The sequence below is a fragment of the Neobacillus sp. Fa239 genome (genome assembly GCF_055395235.1).
This window is the reverse complement of record NZ_AP041611.1, coordinates 5,595,001-5,618,815: the sequence shown is the minus strand read 5'-3', so window position 1 is coordinate 5,618,815 and position 23,815 is coordinate 5,595,001. Positions and strand designations below refer to the sequence as shown.

The 23,815-nt window shown below is 41.7% G+C and carries 24 protein-coding genes and 2 other annotated features (1 of these 26 cut by a window edge); all 24 genes read right to left on the bottom strand.

Annotated features, from left to right (window positions below):
* Nucleotides 1–114: 114 nt before the first annotated feature.
* On the bottom strand, nucleotides 115–3,675 hold the full coding sequence (gene rpoB, locus ACZ5XR_RS27785) for a DNA-directed RNA polymerase subunit beta (protein WP_464499630.1): 3,561 nt from the start codon (nucleotides 3,673–3,675) through the stop codon (nucleotides 115–117).
* Between the two features lie 258 nt (nucleotides 3,676–3,933).
* Complete coding sequence (locus ACZ5XR_RS27780) at nucleotides 3,934–4,533, bottom strand: class I SAM-dependent methyltransferase (protein WP_464499629.1); 600 nt, start codon at nucleotides 4,531–4,533, stop codon at nucleotides 3,934–3,936.
* 101 nt (nucleotides 4,534–4,634) lie between these two features.
* Nucleotides 4,635–4,997 carry a 50S ribosomal protein L7/L12 gene (gene rplL / locus ACZ5XR_RS27775; protein WP_464499628.1) on the bottom strand — a complete coding sequence of 121 codons (363 nt, stop codon included), beginning with the start codon at nucleotides 4,995–4,997 and terminating at the stop codon, nucleotides 4,635–4,637.
* Nucleotides 4,998–5,052: 55 nt separating this feature from the next.
* Nucleotides 5,053–5,553, bottom strand: coding sequence for a 50S ribosomal protein L10 (gene rplJ / locus ACZ5XR_RS27770; RefSeq protein ID WP_464499627.1), 501 nt, complete (start codon nucleotides 5,551–5,553; stop codon nucleotides 5,053–5,055).
* Nucleotides 5,554–5,586: 33 nt separating this feature from the next.
* Nucleotides 5,587–5,734: a sequence feature (ribosomal protein L10 leader region), on the bottom strand.
* 50 nt (nucleotides 5,735–5,784) lie between these two features.
* Nucleotides 5,785–6,483 carry a 50S ribosomal protein L1 gene (rplA, locus tag ACZ5XR_RS27765; RefSeq protein ID WP_464499626.1) on the bottom strand — a complete coding sequence of 233 codons (699 nt, stop codon included), beginning with the start codon at nucleotides 6,481–6,483 and terminating at the stop codon, nucleotides 5,785–5,787.
* A gap of 237 nt (nucleotides 6,484–6,720) precedes the next feature.
* The gene (gene rplK, locus ACZ5XR_RS27760; RefSeq protein WP_223595882.1) at nucleotides 6,721–7,146 is read right to left on the bottom strand and encodes a 50S ribosomal protein L11; all 426 of its coding nucleotides are present in this window, start codon (nucleotides 7,144–7,146) and stop codon (nucleotides 6,721–6,723) included.
* A 172-nt stretch (nucleotides 7,147–7,318) separates the two neighbouring features.
* Nucleotides 7,319–7,852 carry a transcription termination/antitermination protein NusG gene (gene nusG, locus ACZ5XR_RS27755; protein WP_464499625.1) on the bottom strand — a complete coding sequence of 178 codons (534 nt, stop codon included), beginning with the start codon at nucleotides 7,850–7,852 and terminating at the stop codon, nucleotides 7,319–7,321.
* A gap of 140 nt (nucleotides 7,853–7,992) precedes the next feature.
* On the bottom strand, nucleotides 7,993–8,175 hold the full coding sequence (secE, locus tag ACZ5XR_RS27750) for a preprotein translocase subunit SecE (protein WP_464499624.1): 183 nt from the start codon (nucleotides 8,173–8,175) through the stop codon (nucleotides 7,993–7,995).
* A gap of 47 nt (nucleotides 8,176–8,222) precedes the next feature.
* Nucleotides 8,223–8,369, bottom strand: a complete 147-nt coding sequence (rpmG, locus tag ACZ5XR_RS27745; protein ID WP_464499623.1) for a 50S ribosomal protein L33 — start codon at nucleotides 8,367–8,369, stop codon at nucleotides 8,223–8,225.
* A 106-nt stretch (nucleotides 8,370–8,475) separates the two neighbouring features.
* On the bottom strand, nucleotides 8,476–9,126 hold the full coding sequence (gene sigH, locus ACZ5XR_RS27740) for an RNA polymerase sporulation sigma factor SigH (protein WP_464499621.1): 651 nt from the start codon (nucleotides 9,124–9,126) through the stop codon (nucleotides 8,476–8,478).
* A 69-nt stretch (nucleotides 9,127–9,195) separates the two neighbouring features.
* The gene (locus ACZ5XR_RS27735) at nucleotides 9,196–9,705 is read right to left on the bottom strand and encodes an NYN domain-containing protein (protein WP_464499620.1); all 510 of its coding nucleotides are present in this window, start codon (nucleotides 9,703–9,705) and stop codon (nucleotides 9,196–9,198) included.
* A gap of 2 nt (nucleotides 9,706–9,707) precedes the next feature.
* Nucleotides 9,708–10,451, bottom strand: a complete 744-nt coding sequence (gene rlmB / locus ACZ5XR_RS27730; protein ID WP_464499619.1) for a 23S rRNA (guanosine(2251)-2'-O)-methyltransferase RlmB — start codon at nucleotides 10,449–10,451, stop codon at nucleotides 9,708–9,710.
* Nucleotide 10,452: 1 nt separating this feature from the next.
* On the bottom strand, nucleotides 10,453–10,872 hold the full coding sequence (locus ACZ5XR_RS27725) for a Mini-ribonuclease 3 (RefSeq protein WP_464499618.1): 420 nt from the start codon (nucleotides 10,870–10,872) through the stop codon (nucleotides 10,453–10,455).
* A gap of 3 nt (nucleotides 10,873–10,875) precedes the next feature.
* Entirely contained in the window at nucleotides 10,876–12,273 is a 1,398-nt protein-coding gene (gene cysS / locus ACZ5XR_RS27720; RefSeq protein ID WP_464499617.1) for a cysteine--tRNA ligase, read from the bottom strand.
* Entirely contained in the window at nucleotides 12,254–12,922 is a 669-nt protein-coding gene (cysE, locus tag ACZ5XR_RS27715; RefSeq protein WP_464499616.1) for a serine O-acetyltransferase, read from the bottom strand. The genes cysS and cysE overlap by 20 nt, the downstream gene beginning before the upstream one ends.
* 46 nt (nucleotides 12,923–12,968) lie before the next feature.
* Nucleotides 12,969–13,203, bottom strand: a binding site (T-box leader).
* A 47-nt stretch (nucleotides 13,204–13,250) separates the two neighbouring features.
* Nucleotides 13,251–14,708 carry a glutamate--tRNA ligase gene (gltX, locus tag ACZ5XR_RS27710; protein ID WP_464499615.1) on the bottom strand — a complete coding sequence of 486 codons (1,458 nt, stop codon included), beginning with the start codon at nucleotides 14,706–14,708 and terminating at the stop codon, nucleotides 13,251–13,253.
* A gap of 66 nt (nucleotides 14,709–14,774) precedes the next feature.
* Nucleotides 14,775–15,257, bottom strand: a complete 483-nt coding sequence (ispF, locus tag ACZ5XR_RS27705) for a 2-C-methyl-D-erythritol 2,4-cyclodiphosphate synthase (protein ID WP_464499614.1) — start codon at nucleotides 15,255–15,257, stop codon at nucleotides 14,775–14,777.
* 1 nt (nucleotide 15,258) lies between these two features.
* Entirely contained in the window at nucleotides 15,259–15,948 is a 690-nt protein-coding gene (gene ispD, locus ACZ5XR_RS27700) for a 2-C-methyl-D-erythritol 4-phosphate cytidylyltransferase (RefSeq protein WP_464499613.1), read from the bottom strand.
* A gap of 26 nt (nucleotides 15,949–15,974) precedes the next feature.
* Nucleotides 15,975–17,063 carry a PIN/TRAM domain-containing protein gene (locus tag ACZ5XR_RS27695; RefSeq protein ID WP_464499612.1) on the bottom strand — a complete coding sequence of 363 codons (1,089 nt, stop codon included), beginning with the start codon at nucleotides 17,061–17,063 and terminating at the stop codon, nucleotides 15,975–15,977.
* A 185-nt stretch (nucleotides 17,064–17,248) separates the two neighbouring features.
* Nucleotides 17,249–18,322, bottom strand: coding sequence for a DNA integrity scanning diadenylate cyclase DisA (gene disA / locus ACZ5XR_RS27690; protein ID WP_464499611.1), 1,074 nt, complete (start codon nucleotides 18,320–18,322; stop codon nucleotides 17,249–17,251).
* A gap of 3 nt (nucleotides 18,323–18,325) precedes the next feature.
* Nucleotides 18,326–19,699, bottom strand: coding sequence for a DNA repair protein RadA (gene radA, locus ACZ5XR_RS27685; protein WP_464499610.1), 1,374 nt, complete (start codon nucleotides 19,697–19,699; stop codon nucleotides 18,326–18,328).
* A gap of 110 nt (nucleotides 19,700–19,809) precedes the next feature.
* Nucleotides 19,810–22,242 (bottom strand): ATP-dependent protease ATP-binding subunit ClpC, encoded by a 2,433-nt coding sequence (clpC, locus tag ACZ5XR_RS27680; protein ID WP_464499609.1) that lies wholly within the window; start codon nucleotides 22,240–22,242, stop codon nucleotides 19,810–19,812.
* 24 nt (nucleotides 22,243–22,266) lie between these two features.
* Nucleotides 22,267–23,328: a protein arginine kinase gene (locus ACZ5XR_RS27675; protein ID WP_464499608.1), complete on the bottom strand. Its 1,062-nt coding sequence runs from the start codon at nucleotides 23,326–23,328 to the stop codon at nucleotides 22,267–22,269.
* 1 nt (nucleotide 23,329) lies between these two features.
* A protein-coding gene (locus ACZ5XR_RS27670) for a hypothetical protein (RefSeq protein WP_464499607.1) crosses the window boundary here: on the bottom strand, nucleotides 23,330–23,815 show its 3' portion. Its footprint extends 63 nt past the window's final position; the window shows 486 of its 549 coding nt (coding positions 64–549); the start codon falls outside the window, past its right edge — the gene reads right to left on this strand; its stop codon occupies nucleotides 23,330–23,332.

Sequence of the window (23,815 nt, the reverse complement as noted above, 5' to 3'; positions counted from 1 at the left end):
GCCTACCTCCCTTTTGATCTCCAGGTTTTACCCTTATGAAAAAGAAAAACAGCAGCGCACTCGAATATGCCAACTTTATTAGTCTTCCCATGCAAGTGCACTGCTTAAATTAATCTACTCTTTTGAACCAACTTTTTCCGATTCAAAGTTCTGGGCTTCAGGAACAATGTTTAATGTATCGACCTGCTGTAAGTCGTCTTCATCTTCCAAATCACGCATTTCAATTTCCTCTTCATCGCCGGAAAGGATTTTCACATCCATACCAAGGCTCTGAAGTTCTTTAATTAGAACCTTGAATGATTCTGGAACACCTGGCTCCGGAACATTTTCGCCTTTTACAATTGCTTCATATGTTTTCACACGGCCGACAACATCGTCTGATTTAACCGTAAGAATTTCCTGAAGCGTATAAGCTGCACCGTATGCTTCCAGTGCCCAAACCTCCATCTCACCAAAACGCTGACCGCCAAATTGCGCTTTACCGCCAAGAGGCTGCTGCGTAACAAGTGAATAAGGTCCAGTGGAACGGGCATGCAATTTATCATCAACCATGTGAGCAAGCTTGATCATATACATGACCCCAACTGATACACGGTTATCAAATGGCTCACCGGTACGGCCATCATAAAGAACCGTTTTGGCATCACGAGCCATACCTGCTTCTTCAATAGTTGACCAGACGTCTTCTTCACGCGCACCGTCAAATACCGGTGTTGCTACGTGAATGCCGAGCGATCTCGCCGCCATACCTAAATGGAGTTCAAGCACCTGCCCGATATTCATACGGGAAGGAACCCCTAATGGATTTAACATGATATCAACAGGTGTACCATCCGGTAAATACGGCATATCTTCTTCAGGTAAAATCCTGGAGATAACCCCTTTATTACCGTGGCGTCCCGCCATTTTATCGCCTTCGTGAATCTTACGTTTCTGAACGATATAAACGCGGACAAGCTGATTTACTCCTGGTGGAAGTTCATCGCCATCTTCACGATTGAAGACCTTGACATCATGAACAATTCCTCCACCGCCATGTGGTACCCGCAGTGATGTATCACGAACTTCACGTGCTTTCTCACCAAAAATAGCATGTAGGAGGCGTTCTTCTGCTGTTAATTCTGTTACCCCTTTTGGTGTTACTTTACCAACAAGAAGGTCTCCGTCTTTAACTTCAGCACCTGTACGAATAATACCTCGTTCATCCAAATTGCGAAGGGCATCTTCCCCCACATTTGGAATGTCTCTGGTAATCTCCTCCGGTCCAAGCTTCGTATCACGAGATTCCGACTCATATTCCTCAATATGAATCGAAGTATAAACGTCATCTTTTACCAGACGTTCACTCATAATGATGGCATCCTCGTAGTTGTAACCGTCCCATGTCATAAACGCGACAAGAACGTTTCGTCCAAGTGCCAATTCACCAAGCTCCATGGATGGACCATCAGCAAGAATTTCTCCTTTTTTCACACGGTCACCAGCAGCTACAATTGGACGCTGGTTATAACAAGTACCTTGGTTGGAACGGATGAACTTTAATAGTCGATACTTTTTAAGATCGCCTTTTACTTCTTGGCCATCTACTTCTTTTATTTCACGAACCCAAACTTCACGAGCCTCAACATGTTCAACAATTCCGTCATGCTTACAAATGACCGCCGCCCCTGAGTCTTTTCCCGATACGTATTCCATACCAGTTCCCACTCTTGGTGCTTCCGGCTGCATAAGCGGCACGGCTTGACGCTGCATGTTCGCTCCCATTAACGCACGGTTGGAGTCATCATTTTCAAGGAACGGAATACATGCAGTTGCTGCAGAGACAACCTGTTTTGGTGATACATCCATATAATCGATTCGCTCACGATTCACGACGGTGTTCTCACCGCGGAAACGAGCTACAATATCATTATCCAAGAAAGCACCGTCATCACCCAAGCGCGAGTTCGCCTGTGCGACTACATAATTATCTTCCTCATCCGCTGTCAAGTAGTCGATACGATTCGTTACTTTCCCGGTGTCTGGATCGACACGGCGGTAAGGTGTTTCGATAAAACCAAATCGGTTAACCTTCGCATAAGAGGATAATGAGTTAATCAAACCAATGTTCGGACCCTCTGGGGTTTCAATCGGACACATACGGCCATAGTGAGAATAATGCACGTCGCGAACCTCGAAACCGGCACGCTCACGTGTTAATCCACCAGGTCCTAATGCAGATAACCGGCGCTTATGTGTTAATTCTGCCAACGGGTTGGTTTGGTCCATGAATTGCGATAATTGTGAGCTTCCGAAGAACTCTTTAATCGACGCAATGACAGGACGGATATTAATTAATTGTTGTGGAGTGATCGTTGCAGTATCTTGAATCGACATTCTTTCACGTACAACACGCTCCATACGGGACAAACCAATTCTGAACTGATTTTGTAAAAGTTCACCAACTGAGCGCAAACGGCGATTTCCCAAATGGTCAATATCGTCTGTATCACCCACACCATGTAGTAAGTTAAAGAAGTAACTAATCGATGCAATGATGTCAGCCGGTGTGATATTTTTAATTGGCTCTGCTACATATGCATTGCCCAACACATTAATAACCTTTTCATTTTCATCATTCGGAGCATAAATCTTAATGCTTTGCAGAATAATTTCCTCTTCAACAACGCCGCCCGTAGGATTAAAGCCCTTAAAGTTAATATTTTTTTCAAGTGCAGGGAGGACGCGGTCCAGATTTCTTCTGTCAAGCACGGTTCCTTTTTCAGCGATGATTTCACCAGTCTCAGGATCCACAAGTGATTCTGCTAATCGTTGATTGAATAATCGGTTTTTAATATGGAGCTTTTTATTGATTTTATAGCGGCCCACATTCGCAAGGTCATAGCGCTTAGGGTCAAAGAAACGAGATACTAGTAAGCTCTTCGCATTTTCAACAGTCGGTGGTTCACCCGGACGAAGGCGTTCATAGATTTCTAAAAGTGCTTTCTCAACACCCTCTGTGTTGTCCTTCTCCAACGTATTGCGAATGTACTCGTTATCTCCAACCAATTCAATGATTTCTTGATCAGAGCCAAACCCAAGTGCACGCAAAAGAACCGTAACGGGCAGTTTCCGAGTACGATCTATTCTGACATAAACAACATCTTTGGCATCTGTTTCATACTCAAGCCAAGCACCGCGGTTTGGAATAACAGTGGCTGTATAGCCTCTTTTTCCGTTTTTGTCCACCTTACCGCTAAAATAAACACTTGGTGAACGAACAAGCTGAGAAACAATAACACGTTCAGCACCATTGATGACAAACGTACCTGTCTCTGTCATAAGTGGAAAATCACCCATAAAAACGTCCTGATCTTTCACTTCACCTGTTTCTTTGTTAACAAGACGCACTTTTACACGAAGTGGCGCAGAATATGTAACGTCCCGTTCTTTTGATTCCTCAACTGAATACTTTGGATCGCCAAGGCTGTAATCAATAAATTCAAGTGATAGGTTACCAGTAAAGTCCTCAATCGGTGAAATATCCTGGAACATTTCCCGCAAACCCTCATCAAGAAACCATTGATAAGAAGAGGTTTGGATTTCAATAAGATTTGGTAATTCTAAAACTTCACTGATACGCGCGTAACTCCTCCGCTCTCGGTGTCGTCCATACTGAACTAGTTGACCTGTCAACTGATTCACCCCTCAAATCAAGCGTTATAATAAAAAATGTATTTACGTCCTCCAAGAAGAAATGTACACTCTTCTTATCAGACAAAAAGAAAAAGGGTTTTTTAACTCAAAAACCACATTTTCACATTTAGACTATTATTTTGTCATCATTTCCGTCTTAATCCAATTTTATACAGAAAATTTAACGTTTTTAGGAATAATTCGGTAAATATTATGATGGCATTTTATAATGCTAACATAGTGGCATTTTAGAGTCAACTATTTTGTTGCTTTTATAATAAAATAACCTTTTTCCTTGTCAACGACCATCACATCGGAAAATAACTCTTTTAATTTTTCAATAGCAGATGGTGCACCTTGTTTTTTCTGAATAACCACCCAAAGCTCACCGCCAGGTAGTAAATGCTGAAAGCTTTGTTCAAAGATTTCGTGAACAACCTGTTTACCTGCCCGAATGGGCGGGTTCGTTAAAACAGCAGAAAAATTTTCTTCTTTTACATTTTCCAAGCGGTCACTTTCATATACGTCAACATTCCGAATTTGATTTAGCTCTGCATTTTCTTTTGCTAAAGCTAATGCCCGTTCATTCACATCAATCATATGAACCACACGGTCTTGATTGGTTTTAGCAATCGAAAGACCAATAGGTCCGTAGCCACACCCAACATCCAATACAGGTCCGGCTGCCAGAGGCATGATAAAGGCTTCAATTAATAAACGCGAGCCAAAGTCTACTTCCCTTTTTGAAAAAACTCCATTATCAGTTTTAAAACGAAAAGGAGTATTCTTTAGGGTGTAATCCCAAAATTTCGGATCACTCTCAACCTTTTGCGTACGGGAATAGTAGTGTTCAGGCATATATTCACCTCCAGAGGAGAGATTGTAATAGAAGATATATGGAGGAATAATGAATGAGCCAAAAAAAGCCCGCTTATACAGCGAGCTTTTTTAAAGGTTTATTACTTAACTTCAACGTTAGCTCCAACTTCATCAAGCTTAGCTTTGATTGCTTCAGCTTCTTCTTTAGAAACGCCTTCTTTGACTGGTTTTGGAGTGTTGTCAACAAGGTCTTTTGCTTCCTTAAGACCAAGTCCAGTGATTTCACGAACAACTTTAATAACTTTGATTTTTTGATCTCCAGCGCCAGCTAGGATTACATCAAATTCAGTTTTTTCTTCAACAGCAGCAGCGCCAGCTCCGCCAACCATTGCTACAGGAGCAGCAGCAGTTACGCCGAATTCTTCTTCGATTGCTTTTACTAGATCGTTAAGTTCTAAAACAGTCATATTTTTAACTGCTTCAATGATTTGTTCTTTAGTCATTTTAAATTTCCTCCTTAGTTTTCGTTCGATTTAATATTGTAGCGATAAGATTAACTTACGCGCCTTGTTCTTCTTTTTGTTCTGCAACAGCTTTTGCTGCAAGAGCAAGATTGCGGATTGGAGCTTGAAGTACAGAAAGTAACATAGAAAGCAAGCCTTCGCGTGAAGGAAGTTCAGCAAGAGCTTTAATCTCTTCAACTGTCGCAACATTACCTTCAATTACACCCGCTTTTAGTTCAAGTGCTTCATGCTTTTTCGCAAAGTCGTTCAAAATTTTAGCTGGTGCTACTACATCTTCAGCACTGAATGCGATTGCGTTCGGACCTGTTAATGCATCGTTTAAACCTGCAAGCTCAGCTGCTTCAGCTGCACGACGAGTCATGGTGTTTTTGTAAACTTTGAAATCGACTCCAGCTTCACGAAGCTGTTTACGAAGTTCTGTTACTTCAGCAACAGAAAGGCCGCGGTAGTCAACAACAATTGTTGATACGCTTGATTTTAATTTATCGGTGATTTCATCAACGATTAATTTTTTTGATTCAATTGCATTGCTCATCTTTACACCTCCTGTAGATTGTCTACATTTATACCAGGCAAAGTAAAAGCCTCCACATACGTTCAGGACATGGAGGCTGCATTGATCAACTGAAAGTATCAGCTAATTATATCGCATTACCTCGGCAGGATGATTAAGCATTTTCAGCCCCTGCTGTCTACAGTACAAATGTTTATTTATTTAAACAACATAAATTAGTATAGTAAATGTAATCTACATTGTCAACTGGAATTATTTTGCTGCAACAGATGATGGATCTACCTTCACGCCAGGTCCCATTGTAGAAGCAACTGTTACGTTCTTCATGTAAGTACCTTTTGCAGCTGAAGGTTTAACTTTTAGCATAGTATCGAAAATAGTTTTGAAGTTTTCAACAAGCTTCTCATTTTCGAAAGAAGATTTACCGATTGGCACATGGATGTTACCAGCTTTATCAACACGGTATTCAACTTTACCTGCTTTAATTTCATTAATTGCACGTGTTACATCAAATGTAACAGTACCAGTTTTAGGGTTTGGCATTAAACCTTTAGGACCTAATACACGACCTAATTTACCAACTTCGCCCATCATATCTGGTGTAGCTACGATAACATCAAACTCAAACCAACCTTGTTGAATTTTATTGATGTATTCTGTATCGCCAACAAAGTCAGCACCTGCAGCTTCTGCTTCTTTCAACTTTTCACCCTTTGCAAACACTAATACGCGTTGAGTTTTACCAGTACCGTTTGGAAGAACAACTGCTCCACGGATTTGCTGGTCTGCTTTCTTAGGGTCAACACCTAAACGGAAAGCAACCTCTAAAGTTGCATCAAATTTAGTATAGTTAGTTTGTTTTGCAAGTTCAATTGCTTCTGCAATCGGGTATGCTTTTGTACGATCTACAAGCTTTGCAGCTTCTAAATACTTTTTACCTTTTTTAGCCATTTTTATTTCCTCCTAGATTGTGGTTTTAACGTTGGACAACTCCCACTTCGAAAAGCGGAGGCGCCAGTTCCAGCCCCGACAAGCGCTGGAGGGCCTGACAGTGAAGTCGTTCTTTGACTTCATTGGCAGGACTGAAGCGACTCGAGGGGCTTGGCGCCGCAGCCGGACAAAACAAAGGTTGCGAGTATATTAAAACACCGCAACCCCTCATTACATCAAACAGTTGTTTTACATGGATTAGTCTTCGATAACGATACCCATGCTGCGTGCAGTACCTTCAACCATGCGCATTGCTGCTTCAACGCTAGCTGCGTTTAGGTCAGGCATTTTCTGTTCCGCAATCTCGCGTACTGTTCCGCGCTTAACTGTTGCTACTTTATTACGGTTAGGCTGGCCTGAACCAGACTGAATTCCAGCTGCTACTTTCAAAAGAACGGCAGCAGGAGGAGTTTTCGTAATAAATGTAAATGAACGGTCTTCAAATACCGTGATTTCAACAGGAATAATTAAACCAGCTTGATCTGCTGTACGAGCGTTAAACTCCTTACAGAATCCCATGATATTAACACCGGCTTGACCAAGTGCTGGACCAACTGGCGGTGCAGGGTTTGCTTTACCAGCAGGGATTTGTAATTTAACGACTTTAATTACTTTTTTAGCCACGAGACACACCTCCTTAAAGTCCGTGATGTGGTAATAGGGTTTTACCCTCCCACTCAAGGCATCTGTCTTTATATAAAGATAAAGAACTGACAAATAGTCTTGTCTCCAAGTGGAGACATACTGACCTATGAAATATTACCACTTTTTAAAATCAATTTCAAGTTTTTTTCAATTACAATTTCTCAATTTGTGTAAAATCCAGTTCTACCGGCGTATCACGGCCGAACATATTAACTAGAACTTTTAGCTTGGATTTGTCTTTTTCCATCTCTTCAATGGAGCCGGTAAAGTTCGCAAATGGACCTTCCTTCACTCGGACGGTTTCACCGATTTCATAATTCACATCAATTCGTTTTTCTTCTACTCCCATGCGCTTAAGCAATACGGTTACCTCTTCCGGAAGAAGCGGAGTCGGCTTTGAACCGGAACCAGCAGAACCAACGAAACCAGTTACCCCTGGAGTATTTCGAACCACATACCATGAATCATCCGTCATGACAATTTCAACTAACACATAACCAGGAAAAACCTTTCGTTTTACAACTTTCTTTTTACCATTTTTTATTTCTGTTTCTTCTTCTTCCGGTACAACGACGCGGAAAATTTTATCCGCCATACCCATTGATTCAACACGTTTTTCTAAATTGGCTTTTACTTTATTTTCATAGCCTGAGTAAGTATGCACTACATACCAGTTTTTTTCCATTCAAGAGGACTAAAGCGTCCGTCCCTCCCTATGCTATTTATCTGAATTCGAAAATTTTTTCCAAATGAAAAAACCCGCAGTAACGGGTTTTATAGAAAAATTTCCTTATTAATGACCATTATACCATGAATGAACGTTTATTATTCAAGAATTAAACGAATCAATTTTGAAATTCCTAAATCTAGCACGCCAAAGAATATGGCAAAAAAAGCAACTGTCGTTATAACTGTTATCGTATAACGAGTCAATTCGCCGCGTCTTGGCCAGCTAACCTTTCTTATTTCGCGAAGCACATCACTGAAGAATTTCTTTATGCGTTGCATTCTGTAACCCCCAACTAGGTAAATAGTACTGCCAGAGTCTATTAAAATTATTTTGTTTCACGGTGGATTGTATGGCAATTGCAAGCCTTGCAAAACTTTTTCAATTCTAATCGTTCCGATTTTAATTGTTTCCCAATCGTTGAGTAATTCCTAGTACCGCAATCAACGCATGCCAAGATAATTTTTTTACTCACTTCGACACCTTCAATTATCATTCTTTAATCTATAAAAATGTACCATGCTCCCCTAATTTCTGTCAATAACCCTGAGAACAGATTCATTTAACTGACAAAATTACCTCTAGATTGAAAATTCACGGAGTTCGAGATATCTTTCAAGCTTTCTTTTCACACGCTGCAGTGCATTATCAATGGACTTCACATGACGGTTTAGTTCCTCCGAAATCTCTTGATAGGACTGCCCGTCCAAGTAAAGCGCTAAGACTTTCCTTTCCAAATCACTCAATAATTCGGTCATTTTAACCTCGATGTGGTCAAATTCTTCCTGATTAATGATCAATTCTTCCGGGTCAAGAACCTTCGCTCCTGATAAAACATCCATAAGTGTTCGGTCTGATTCTTCATCGTAAATAGGCTTGTCCAATGAAACATATGAATTTAAAGGAATATGCTTTTGTCTTGTTGCTGTTTTGATCGCCGTGATAATTTGCCTGGTGATACATAATTCAGCAAAGGCTTTAAAGGATGTAAGCTTGTCCTCCCGAAAGTCACGGATGGCTTTGTAAAGCCCAATCATCCCTTCTTGGACAATATCCTCCTTGTCAGCGCCAATTAAAAAATAGGATCTTGCTTTAGCACGGACAAAATTGCGATACTTGTGGATTAAATAATCCAATGCTTCACTTTCGCCTTGGTGCACTAGGTCTACAATTTCTTCATCTTCCAGTGAAAAAAATTGTTCGTTGATTTTTATCCCGAAGTCTGTACCCACTAAGATCCCCTCCACCGAACAAGCATAGATATGATTATTATACTGCAGAATTTTTTGAATAGTCAACGCTTACTTCTGATCTCTGCGCCATTTTTCAAAAATTTCTGCAAGCTCTTTGCTGATTGGTATCTTCGAGACGGGCCTTTTTTCTTTGATTTTCTTAACCTTTTTTTCAATTCCTTTTTCAACGGTGGACATTTCAATGAGCAGCTCCCGCGCTGATTTGCGTAAGGCACCTTGTCCAAAAATGGCCCATTGCTCTGTAAAATCAGAGGTGGCAACATGAATTTGCGTTCTCCGATTGTTGAGGCTGATGGCTAATTTTTCGATTCGCTCATCTGCTGTTTCGTTTTTTTTGGTGAAAATAACTTCAACCTTGTGATCTTTATATTTTTTCTCAGTTCCATGAACGTATTGGGCATCAAAAACAACTATCACCCGAAATCCAGAGTAGGCCTGATATTCCGCCATTTTTTCTATTAATCGATCCCGTGCGGCAGGCAAATCGCGTTCCTTTAAATCCCTCAAATCCGGCCAGGCCCCGATAATGTTATAGCCGTCGACAAGCAGGATATCCATCGCTATCCCTCAAGCGGCTGTCTTTTTCGATATACCTCATACATGAGCAATGCAGCTGCAACGGAAGCATTTAGAGAGGTTACTTTTCCTACCATCGGCAATTGAATGAGAAAATCACATTTATCTCGGATGAGTCTGCCCATTCCTTTGCCCTCACTGCCGATCACAATTCCAAGCGGAAGTGTACCATCTATTTGCCTGTAATCTTCTTTTCCCGATGCATCTGTTCCAACAATCCATACACCGCGTTCCTTAAGCTCCTCGATTGTCCGTGCCATATTCGTCACGCGGACTACTGGAATATATTCAATTGCACCAGTTGAGGCTTTAGCAACGGTTGCTGTTAAACCGACAGCTCTCCTCTTCGGAATAATAATGCCATGTGCCCCCACCGCATCAGCCGTTCTCATTATCGAGCCAAGGTTATGCGGATCTTCAATTTCATCTAATAATAAAAAGAATGGCGGCTCATTTTTCTTCTCTGCAGCTGTAAATAAATCATCCAGTTCTGCATATTGATAGGCTGCAATATAGGCAAGGACTCCTTGATGATTTTGATCGGTAATTTGATCAATTTTTTTCTTTGGAACAAATTGAACGAGCACATTCCCTTCCTTGGCCAACTGGGTTATTTGCTGCATCGAACCGCGCTGCGACCCTTCTGCAATGAGGATTTTATTGATATCCCGATTTGACTTCAACGCTTCAATTACCGGATTTTTACCAATGATGTATTCCAATTCCATGTTATTTTTCCTCCCTTCTATCATCTACATATAAAAATGCCTTTTGAATAAGCTCCTCCAGCCTTTCCATTTCACCAGTTAAGTACAAGTATCCCATCAATGCTTCAAACGCTGTGCTGTATCGATAGGTTTGAACATCCGTATTTTTAGGGACCGTATTGGACTTTGCATTACGCCCCCGCATGACAACAGCCTTTTCACTCTCCGTCAGCACTTGATCCTCCATCAACTGAAAAAGGATGTGGCATTGGGCTTTTGCGGATACATATTTGGTACCGGCACGGTGCAGTTGATGTGGCCTTACCTGCCCGCTGAACAGTAGATGCCGCCTTACATAGTTTTCAAAAACTGCATCCCCCATATAGGCAAGAGCCAGGCTATTCAATTGTTTGGCGTCCACCTTATTCTCATAATCCAGCATGAATCAGCCTCTTTTCCATCTTGTTCCTTGTGCCGTATCTTCTAAAATAATATTCATACTCTTTAATTTATCCCGAATTTCGTCTGCTAATTGGAAATTCCGATCCTTACGGGCCTGAATTCGTTCTTCCAATAAAGCATCAATCTCTTCGTCCAACATTTCTTCTTTTTCGAAGGATAATCCCAATACATGAAACAATTGTTCAAATTCCAGTAAGAAGGCATCAATCACTGCAATGGCTGTATTCTTTTCCAACAGATAATAATTAGCCAGCTTTGACAGCTCAAATAAGATTGAAATGGCATTGGCCGTGTTAAAATCATCATCCATATCCCTGACAAATTGCTCGTGTAAATCACTTATTTTATCAAGCCATTCCTGATTGTTATCCGTCAGATCCGTGCTGGCCGTTTTGCGGTGCTGTAAATTTTGATAGGAGGTTGTGATCCGTTCATATGCAGCCTTTGTGCTCCCCAGCAGCTCTTCACTATAATTAATTGGGTTGCGGTAATGAACAGACAGCATAAAGAATCGCAGCACCTGAGGATTATGCTTCTTGATAATATCGTGAACAAGGACAAAATTACCAAGTGACTTCGACATTTTCTCATTGTCGATATTGATATAGCCATTATGCATCCAGTAACGGGCAAATGTTTTGCCGGACAGTGCTTCTGATTGGGCAATTTCATTCTCATGATGCGGGAAGGTTAAATCCTGTCCGCCGGCATGGATATCAATCGTTTCCCCGAGGTATTTTTTGGCCATGGCCGAGCATTCAATATGCCATCCCGGTCTTCCGATTCCCCAAGGACTGTTCCAATAAATTTCCCCTTCTTTTGCCGCCTTCCAAAGGGCAAAGTCTAAATCATCCTGTTTCTTCTCGCCAACCTCGATCCTTGCACCTACACGCAATTCATCAATGGATTGATGCGATAGCTTTCCGTAGTCATCAAATTTCCTCGTACGGAAATAGACATCTCCTTCTGACTCATAGGCAAAGCCCTTGTCAATCAACTGGCTGATAAATTCAATGATGATCTCCATATTCTCCATCACTCGCGGATGAACATCCGCTTTTTGGCAGCCTAAGGCAGTGACATCTTCAAAGTAAGCATTGATAAAACGGTCCGCTATAGTCGGGACATCTTCGCCTAACTGGTTTGCTGCGCGAATCAGCTTATCATCGACATCGGTAAAGTTTGAGACGTATTCGACATCATAGCCCCTGTAAGATAAATAGCGGCGAACGGTATCAAAAACAATAGCCGGACGGGCATTTCCAATATGAATATAATTATAGACAGTCGGTCCGCAAACATACATTTTGACCTTTCCCTCTTCGAGCGGAACGAAGACTTCCTTTTTTCGAGTAAGCGTATTATAGAGTTGTATGGCCATTTAAATTGTTCCTTTCCTCTTCTAATTCTTTCAATTGTTTTTTTAGTTGATTCAGCTCATTTTGCATTTCCATTAACCGATCGGCAACTGGATCCGGAAGATCACAATGATTGAAGTCCTTATTAATTCGTCTTCCATCTTGAATGACAACTCTGCCGGGAACTCCTACAACGGTTGAATTTGGCGGAACTTCTTTTAAAACAACAGAACCCGCCCCAATTTTAGAATTCTCTCCAATTGTGATCGATCCTAATACTTTTGCACCTGTGGCAATTAAGGCATTGTCTTTTATAGTTGGATGCCGTTTCCCTTTTTCTTTACCTGTACCACCCAATGTTACCCCTTGGAAGATGGTAACATTATTTCCAATCTCGCATGTTTCCCCAATCACAACACCCATGCCATGGTCAATAAATAATCTCCTGCCTATTTTTGCCCCTGGATGAATTTCAATTCCCGTTAGAAAACGGCTAGTTTGAGAAATGGCTCTGGCAATAAAATAAAATTTTCTTTTATATAAAACATGGGCAATTCGATGCCACCATATGGCATGTAAACCAGAATAAGTTAAGATAACTTCCAAATAGCTCCTAGCTGCCGGATCTTGTTCAAAGACGACTCCAATGTCTTCTTTCATCATTTTAAACACCGTTGTTTCCCCCCTTTGTTCAATAAAAAAACGTCTCTGTCAAATCGACAGAGACGCTTTGTGCGCGGTTCCACTCTGATTAGACCACTATTGCAAAAATGCCTCCTGGTCTCACTCCACCTGTTAACGGATCGGTTCCGCCCAGACCTACTCGGAATAGTCCTTTTGAAATGGGGCTCAAAGGTGCATTTCAAAAAATGAGAGGCTTAAACCACTTTCAGCCGCTGATGGTTCTCTCTTTCAAGCTTCATTTTTCTACTTATCCTTTTCAACACTTTAATACTTATGAAGTTACTTTCTTTTACTATATTATATTTTCGCTCCATTGTTAACTGATAATTTTATTTATTCTTGATTGTACCTTTTCTTTTCCTAATAATTCAATTGTTTGAGGGAGATCCGGCCCATGGGTCTGACCGGTAACGGCTGCACGAATTGGCATAAAGAGATTTTTTCCCTTTTGACCAGTCGATTTTTGGACAGCTTTCATCGCTGCTTTTATTTCCTCTGCTTTAAACGTTGGAAGCTGATCAAGCTCAGCGGAAAATGCCTTCAATACTTCCGGAACGGTTTCACCAGAAAGGATTTCCTTTGCCTCTTCTTCATTTTCTGATTCATCCGTAAAGAACATATCCGTCAGTTCCACAATCTCTGCTCCAAAGCTCATTCTTTCTTGAAAAAGAGAAACGAGGTTTTTCGCCCATTGCTGCTCTGCTTCTGTCATATTCTCAGATAATCGCCCTGCTTTAATTAAATGGGGAACAGCAAGATTATAAACTCTTTCAAGCTCTACCTTTTTCATGTATTGGTTATTCACCCATTCAAGCTTTTGCTGATCAAATAAGGCTGGAGATTTGGACAGGCGGTCTGCATCAAACAGCTCGATAAATTCCGCTTTGGAGTAGATTTCCTCTTCCCCTGCAGGTGACCATCCCAGCAAAGTGATAAAGTTAAATAATGCTTCCGGCAGATAACCTAATTCTTCATACTGCTCGATGAATTGAATAATCGTTTCATCGCGTTTGCTTAATTTCCTTCTGCTTTCATTTACAATCAGCGTCATATGCCCGAAAATTGGCGGCTCCCAGCCTAGTGCTTCGTAAACTACCAATTGTTTCGGCGTGTTGGAAATATGGTCATCACCACGTAATACATGGGAGATTTCCATCAAATGATCATCAATGGCAACCGCAAAGTTATAGGTCGGAGTACCGTCCTTTTTCACGATTACATAGTCGCCAATTCCTTCGGATTCAAAGGAAACAACCCCTTTAACCATATCGTCAAATGTAAAAGTTTTTCCTTGAGGAACAGCGATTCGAATGCTTGGCTGGCGTCCTTCGCTTTCCAGGTGGCTGAGCTGTTCAGCAGTTAAATGACGGCACTTCCCAGAATATTGCGGGTTTTCGCCTCTTTCAAGCTGGCCTTCGCGTTCTGCCTCCAATTCTTCTTCCGTGCAATAGCATTTATAGGCTTGGCCGCTCTCAAGCAATTGATTGTAGTAGGTTTCATACAGATGATTTCTTTCAGATTGACGGTACGGGCCGAATTCACCGCCGATATCGACACTTTCATCCCAGTCCATTCCAAGCCATTTTAAATATTTTAATTGGCTTTCCTCACCGCCGGCAATATTCCGTTTTTTATCGGTATCTTCAATGCGGATAATGAACTTACCGCCTTTATTGCGGGCAAATAAATAGTTAAACAATGCCGTACGGGCATTTCCGATATGTAAATGTCCTGTTGGACTTGGAGCGTATCTTACACGTACTTGGTTTGACATTAGCATGAAGCCTCCTGTTAACTTCAGTTTTCACCTCGTCTATTTTACCACTGTGAAGCATAAAGATTAAGCATTTATTTTCTTTAATAACACAACAGCCTGAGCCGCAATTCCCTCTTCTCTTCCGGTAAAGCCAAGTTTCTCTGTTGTGGTGGCTTTTACATTGACCTGATCGGAGGCGGCTTCGAGTAATTCAGCAATCCGCACCTTCATCTGTTCAATATAAGGCGCCATCTTCGGCTTTTGCGCAATGATTGTACAATCGGTATTGACCAGCTCGTACCCTTTTTCTTTAACCAGCTTCCATACATGCTCCATCAGCTTGGCGGAATCAGCGTCCTTAAAGTTTGGGTCTGTATCCGGAAAGTGCTTTCCAATGTCCCCTTCCCCAATTGCCCCCAGACATGCATCCGAAATCGTATGCAATAGAACATCTGCATCGGAATGACCTAATAATCCTTTTTCATAAGGTATCCGGATTCCTCCGATAATAAGCGGACGACCTTCAGTAAGTTGGTGGACATCAAACCCTTGACCAATTCGAAACATATTACTGTTCACCTTTTCTTTTTTTTAATATTGCTTCAGCAAAAAATAAATCCTCTGGAGTTGTAAGCTTAATATTATCATAATCGCCTTCTACCATCATTACCGGAAAAGGAATCCTCTCGACTAAGCTTGAGTCATCCGTTCCTAAAAAACCATCCTGTTCTGCTTTTTCATAGGCTTTTAATAAGATGGACATGCGAAAAGCTTGTGGGGTTTGAACAGCCCACAAGCTAGATCGTTCGACCGTTTCTACGACCGTTCCATTGCGTACAGTTTTCATCGTATCCTTCGCTTGCACTCCAATGATTGCTGCGCCGGTTTCCATTGCTTTTTCTGTTAACCGTAAAATTGCCTCTTTAAGAATAAAAGGACGGGCTGCATCATGGACAAGGATGATCCCGTCGCTGTCAAACGTTTTTAATGCCTGATAAATGCTGTCCTGACGTTCCTTTCCGCCAGGAACCAATCTTTTCACCTTGTGTATGTTATATTTTGTCAGCAAGGCTTTAAATGCTGCTTCATCCTGATGATGGATGGCTAAAATCATTCCCTCACAGTGCTCATCTTCCTCAAACACCCTTAAAGTATGGATCAGAACAGGGATTCCATTAAGCTCAATTAAAAGCTTATTTTTCCCCGCCCCCATTCTCTTCCCCTGGCCAGCAGCAGGGATAATGACTTGGTAAGCCATAAAAAAACCCCAATCTAAAAATCTTCTTATAGCGCTTTTTCCAATAACTTTGGTTTAGCAAAAATCATTCTGCCGGCTGATGTTTGAAGAACACTCGTAACAAGAACCTGAATTCTTTTTCCGATATATTCTCTTCCCTCTTCGACAACAATCATCGTGCCATCATCCAAGTAGGCAACACCTTGATGATATTCTTTGCCATCTTTAATGACCTGTACCGATAATTCCTCACCTGGAAGCACCACCGGTTTAACCGCATTGGCTAAATCATTGATATTTAGAACGGAAACATTTTGCAATTCACAAACTTTGTTCAGATTAAAATCATTCGTGACAAGAATGCCATTTGTCAGTTTTGCCAGCTTCACTAATTTGCTGTCAACCTCTTGAATTTCTTCAAAATCACCTTCGTAAATTTCCACTTTTATCGCAAGTTCCTTTTGAATTCGGTTGAGAATATCCAACCCTCTTCGGCCGCGATTTCGTTTCAAAACATCCGATGAATCGGCAATATGCTGCAATTCCTCCAGCACAAATTGGGGAATCACGATCGTCCCTTCTAAAAAGCCTGTCTGGCATATATCCGCCACCCGGCCGTCAATAATAACGCTTGTATCTAAAATCTTCAAGGATTGGCGGCTTGATTTTTCATTCTCATCTTCGCTTGATTTTTTCTTGCCAATCCGGTTCGTAAAGAGGTTTAATAGTTCATCCCTCTTCTTAAAACCTACCTGAAAACCAAGATACCCAAACAATAGTGTCAATAAAATGGGAGCGACCGTATGAAGAATCGGTACTTGTACCGCATTAAGGGCAAAGCCGATTAAAAAAGCGACTACCAGGCCAAAAATTAAGCCGATACTGCCGAAGAGCACGTCAGTTACCGGTACTTTTACCAGTGAATCTTCCGCCCACTTAATAAAATCAAATACATAATCAACTGCCCAAAAGGTAAGAAGATAAAAAATAATTGCACCTAATAAAGCCGTGACATACGAGTTGCTGATAATTGGAATGTCATTCATTTTCATTAATTGCAATAGTTCAGGGATTAATAGTATTCCTAATGTTCCTCCGATAATAAGGAAGCACGCTTGAACGATTCGTTTTAACATTCCCTCACCTCCTCTACTCATTATAAACAGATTCATAAAATTGAAACCTTTGTTTAATGATTATTTTTCCAAAATGTAATCATAATGAAATAAAATTTCGATTACCACAATCAACATTTCTTTCCAATAGGGTAGCACCTTTGAAAAGGATATGTCAAAGATTTGGAAAAGAATTTAGACGGTTTTTAAAAATGCCGTTCAGTATTTAGCCGTTCCTTAACTAATTTAAAACCTTCTTTTATTTTCTTTGCCCGTACTTCCCCAATTCCTTCAACATCATCTAACTCTTCGACGGTAGCATAAATAATTTTTGAAAGCTCGCCAAAGCTGGTGATTATATTTTCGATGATGACCGCCGGAAGCCGTGGAATCTTATGTAGGATACGATACCCTCGCGGACTTTTATTTTCATCGAGATGAACATAACCTTGGTACCCAATCATTTTTAATAGGACCAAGTCATCAATTGTTTCGTTATTGGTCATAGCCTGCAGACGATGGATTATCTCCCTGGACTTAATCTCTCTATCAAAGGAATAATCCTTGATGATCAGCATCATTTCCTCTTCTAATTCCGTTAAAATTTCATTCATTTGCAAGCGGATCAGCCTGCCCTCTGTCCCCAGTTCATTCAGATAGGTTAATAATTCCTTCTTAATCCTTAGAACCATTTCAAAGCGATGAAGGACCAGCAGAAAATCATTATATGTAACAGACTCCTCAAATTCCAAAATACTTAAATTCGTAATACTTTGTTCGAGAACAACTTTATATTTCTCAAGCGTTTGAATCGCTTGATTGGCTTTCGTTAAAATTACGGCGATATCTCTTAAGGCATAGCGGAAATTACCCTGGTACAGGGTAATGACATTTCTCCTTTGCGAGATGGCAATCACAAGGGCCTTTGTTTGTTTAGCTACCCTTTCTGCTGTCCGGTGGCGCATCCCCGTTTCTGAGCATGGAATATCCGAATCTGGTGCAAGCTGTGCATTCGCAAAAAGTATTTTATTCCCTAAATCGTTCAGGATGATCGCACCATCCATTTTGGCTAACTCATACAAAAAGCTAGGCGAAAAAGAACAGTTTATTTGAAATCCGCCATCGACAATATTCTTCACCTTATCATTATAACCAACAACGATTAGCCCCCCGGTATTTGCCCTGAGAACATTATCAATTCCTTCCCGAATTGGTGTCCCCGGAGCAATAAATTGCAATACCTCACTAACCGTTTGTTCCCCCAGTTTTTTACTATCCATTCACTATCCTCCTAGCGCTGCCATTAATGCTTCGCTTACAGATGAAACACCAATAAGCTCTATTCCCTTTGGTCCCTTCCATCCGGTTAGATTATTAGCCGGCAAGATAACTCGTTCAAATCCGAGCTTTGCCGCTTCCTGAACCCGTTGTTCTATACGAGAAACCCTTCTGACTTCCCCTGTTAAGCCCACTTCCCCAATGATACAGTCTGTCGGCCTTGTCGGTTTATCACGAAAGCTGGAAGCAATGCTTACAGCTACAGCGAGATCGATGGCCGGTTCATCTAATTTTACTCCGCCGGCAACTTTTAGGTAAGCATCCTGATTTTGCAGGAGCATACCTACGCGTTTTTCCAGAACGGCCATTAAGAGCGGGACCCGGTTATGGTCAATACCAGTTGCCATTCTTCGCGGATTCCCGAAGCTAGTTGGTGAAATTAACGCCTGAATTTCCACCAAAACAGGGCGTGTCCCTTCCATGGAAGCAACAACAGTCGAGCCTGCCGCCCCCCTTGACCTTTCTTCAAGGAAAATTTCAGACGGATTAGCCACTTCATCGAGACCAAATTCTTTCATTTCGAAAATTCCCATCTCATTCGTTGAACCAAATCGGTTTTTTACAGCCCTTAAAATCCGATAGGTATGATGCCGTTCTCCTTCAAAATATAAAACCGTATCGACCATATGCTCCAATAACCGCGGGCCGGCAATCGAGCCTTCTTTTGTAACATGTCCGACAATAAAAATAGCAATCCCCTTCGTTTTCCCAATTCTCATTAACTCCGCTGTGCATTCACGAACCTGCGAAACACTCCCCGGCGCTGATGTAACATCCGGATGATAAACGGTTTGAATGGAATCGATAATGACAAATCCAGGATTCGTATTTTCTATAGTACGGTTAATTTCCACTAAGCTTGTTTCCGCATAAACAAACAAATTTTCAGAAGAGATTCCTAAACGTTCAGCTCTGAGCTTAGTCTGGCGTAATGATTCCTCCCCGGATATGTAGAGCACCTGGTTTCCCTTATTCGCAAGCTGTGACGATACCTGCAAAAGCAGTGTGGACTTCCCAATCCCCGGGTCGCCGCCGATTAATACTAATGATCCTTTTACAACACCGCCGCCCAGCACTCGGTTTAGTTCATGTAAATCGGTTAATATTCTTGGTTCACTCTCTGTTTCAATCGATGTGATGGGTGTGGGCTTTGCGACGATTCCTTGTGAATGGGTAAAGGCAGCCCTTCTATTCGCACCCGTTACCTCAACTTCCTCCACCATCTTATTCCACTGTCCGCATCCAGGGCATTTTCCCATCCATTTCGGAGATTCATACCCGCATTCCTGACACATAAACTTTGTTTTCCGCTTTACCATTCTTTCCAACCTTCCATTCAAAAAAAATAAAGAGGTACACGATGAAGCTTTATGAACGTGTACCCCCTGGTAATGCGACTAGTAAAGCTAGATGAAAATCCGAGGCAAATCTATTTAGTTAGTTCCGCCGTTCTTACAGTAAATTCACCATTATCTACATCAATTATAACATTTTGACCATTTAAAACTGTACCTCTTAATAATTCTTCCGATAAGCGGTCCTCGATATGCTTTTGAATAGCCCGGCGCAGCGGTCTAGCTCCGTATTCCGGATCATAGCCCTCCTGCGAGATCTTACCCTTTGCCGCTTCCGTTAACTCAAGCGTAATATTCTGTTCCCTCAATCGTTTTACCAGCTGCTCAGACAATAAAGTAACAATCTCTTCTAAATGCTTCTTCTCTAAAGCATGGAACACGATAATTTCGTCAATCCGGTTTAAGAATTCAGGACGGAAGGCCTTTTTCAATTCTTCCATCACTTTTCCCTTCATATCCTTGTAGTCTTGTGCTCCATCCTGGATATTAAAGCCGACATATTTGTTTCGTTTTAATGCCTCTGCACCGACGTTTGAAGTCATGATGAGCACCGTATTTCGGAAATCAACGGTTCTGCCCTTTGAGTCGGTTAAGCGGCCGTCTTCAAGGACCTGCAAAAGAATATTAAAGACATCTGGATGGGCCTTTTCAATTTCATCCAGAAGGATGACGGAATATGGCTTTCTTCTTACTTTTTCCGTTAATTGTCCACCCTCTTCATATCCTACATATCCTGGAGGAGAACCAACCAGCCTAGAGGTAGAGTGCTTCTCCATATATTCAGACATATCAATGCGAATCATCGCTTCCTCATCACCAAACATCGCTTCTGCAAGCGCACGGGCTAATTCGGTTTTCCCTACTCCTGTTGGACCAAGGAATACGAAAGAACCAATTGGACGTTTCGGATCTTTTAGACCTGCCCGCGCACGACGAACAGCTTTTGAAACGGCTATGACTGCTTCTTCCTGTCCAATTACACGAGAATGGAGAATCGATTCTAAATTCAACAGCTTCTCCGTTTCTGTTTGGGCAAGTCTTGAGACAGGTACTCCCGTCCAGCTTGAAACAACATTCGCAATATCTTCTACTGTTACTTCATTGTTTTCTTTTCCTTGCTTTTCTTTCCAAGTCTTTTTCGTCTCTTCTAATTGTTCACGTAAACGCTGTTCAGTATCTCTTAAGGAAGCAGCCTTTTCAAATTCCTGACTTTGAACTGCGGCATCCTTTTCTTTACGGACTTCCTCAAGCTTCACTTCTAATTCCTTTAAATTTGGCGGTGTTGTATAGGAACGAAGCCGCACCTTGGATCCTGCCTCATCAATTAAATCAATCGCTTTATCCGGCAGAAAGCGGTCGGAAATATATCGATCAGACAGCTTTACAGCTGCTTCAATCGCTTCATCCGTAATCGACACACGATGGTGGGCCTCATAACGGTCCCGCAAGCCTTGTAAAATTTGGATGGATTCTTCCGATGTCGGTTCATCCACGCGGATCGGCTGGAAGCGGCGCTCTAATGCAGCATCCTTTTCAATATATTTTCGGTATTCATCAAGGGTAGTGGCACCAATACATTGAAGTTCACCGCGAGCTAACGATGGCTTTAAGATATTGGAAGCATCGATGGCCCCTTCAGCCCCTCCTGCACCAATTAAAGTGTGCAATTCATCAATAAAGAGAATGATATTTCCCGCCTGGCGGATCTCATCCATTACTTTTTTCAAGCGATCCTCAAATTCACCGCGATATTTGGTCCCGGCAACGACCGTTCCCATATCAAGCGTCATCACCCGTTTATCGCGAAGAATTTCCGGAACCTCATTATTCACAATTTGTTGAGCCAGCCCTTCAGCAATAGCTGTTTTACCAACGCCCGGCTCCCCGATTAATACCGGGTTGTTTTTGGTGCGCCGGCTTAACACTTCAATAACACGTTGAATTTCTTTACTGCGGCCAATAACCGGGTCAAGGCTTCCTTCCCGAGCAATCGCCGTTAAATCACGCGCCAAGCTATCAAGTGTCGGAGTATTAGCACTGACAGATGCCCCGCCTTGATGCCCCCCTGACTCATTGCTGCCCAAAAGCTGCAGCACCTGCTGACGGGCTTTATTCAAGCTGACTCCCAGGTTGTTCAGTACCCTCGCTGCAACCCCTTCACCTTCACGGATTAATCCAAGCAGAATATGCTCCGTTCCAACATAGGAATGTCCCAGTTTTCGCGCTTCATCCATTGACAGTTCAATCACTTTTTTGGCTCTTGGAGTATAGTGAATAGTCTGCGAAGTTTCCTGGCCTTTGCCGATTAAGTTTTCGACTTCCTTTTGGATTTTATCCGAGCCTAATCCCAGGCCGTATAATGCTTTTGCCGCAATCCCTTCACCTTCACGAACCAATCCTAATAAAATATGTTCAGTTCCAATATTATTATGGCCAAGACGGATTGCCTCTTCCTGTGCTAACGCTAAAACCTTTTGAGCTCTTTCAGTAAAACGTCCAAACATCATATTCCCTTCCTCCTCACCATTATCCTATTCCATTTTTAGTCGTTCTCTTATTAATGCAGCACGTCTAATATCTCTGTCCTGCGGCCTTAATGGTCCGCCGGCATACTGTTGTAAGAATCCAGGCTGGGTCAAAATCATCAATTCATTTAATATATTCTTAGGCATATTCGAAATATAGCCCATATCAATTCCAAGCTGTACATCGGATAAGCATCTGGCAGCTTCCTTCGATTCAATGATTCGGCTGTTGGTTAAAACGCCTAGGGAGCGAAACACCCTGTCTTCTAATTGTATGTTTGAAGTTTTTCGTAATGCTTCACGTGCCGACCTTTCTTGTGAAATTAACTGGCTGACAACCCCTTTTAAATCGCGCCCAATGTCCTCTTCGGATTTCCCAAGAGTGATTTGATTCGATATTTGAAAAATATTGCCGAGCGCTTCACTGCCTTCTCCATAAATTCCTCTTACCACCAGTCCCAGCTGATTGATTGCAGGAATAATCCGGTTAATCTGCTGAGTCAAAATCAATCCCGGCAAATGCATCATGACGGAGGCACGGAGACCTGTTCCAACATTGGTCGGACAGCTTGTTAAATAGCCAAGCTTTTCATCAAAAGCAAATTGAATCTGACTCTCAAGCCAGTCATCAATTTCATTCGCAGCATTTAATGCTTCAGATAACTGCAGTCCTGGAAATAAACACTGAATTCGAATATGGTCTTCTTCATTAATCATAATACTGACTTCTTCATTTTCAGTTAACAGGACGGCTCCATAGGATGAATCCTCTGCTAAGTGAGGGCTAATTAGATGCTTTTCCACTAACACACGTTTCTGAAGCGGCTGCAGCGTGTCAATTTTTAATAACTCCATTGGCCCAAACTTATTTAAATTAGATTCAGTTAAAACCTCTTCCATTTTAAAAATAACCGCTTTTGCTTCTTCAGGCGAAAACAAGGTTGGAAATTTATAATCCTCAAAGTTTCGAGCTAATCGGATCCGTGAACTCAGAACAATATCTGAATCAGGTCCTTCTGCACTCATCCAGGAGCTGACAGCTTGATTAATAAATCGTTCAAGCGACACGTTATTCCCCTCCCTCTTGACTGCTTGATAATGTCTTTTCTAAAATTCGGATTTCATCACGGATCATGGCAGCCTGCTCGAATTCCTCCTGGAGGATCATTTCCCTTAACTTGTACTTCAATTCTTCAAGTTGTTTCCGGAGTTGAATACCTCCGCCGATTCGTTTCGGGATTTTCCCGTTGTGTGCCCCGTTTCCGCTGTGCAGGCGCCTTAAAACAGGCTCCAGCTGATCCTTAAAAGTTTCATAACAATGAGCACATCCAAATCTGCCAATTTTTAAAAATTGCTGAAAAGTCATCGAACACTGCTCACATTGGAAAATTTCTTCCTGATGGAAAGGGTTTTGATTTGTTTTTTGAAAAGTAGGATCGATATTTAAGAGACCGGCTAATAGATTATTAAAGGCAAAGCCCGAACCTCCATTTATCATAAACAAATCGCCCTTTTCCTGTGCACACTTTTCACAAAGATGTACTTCCGTTTTTTC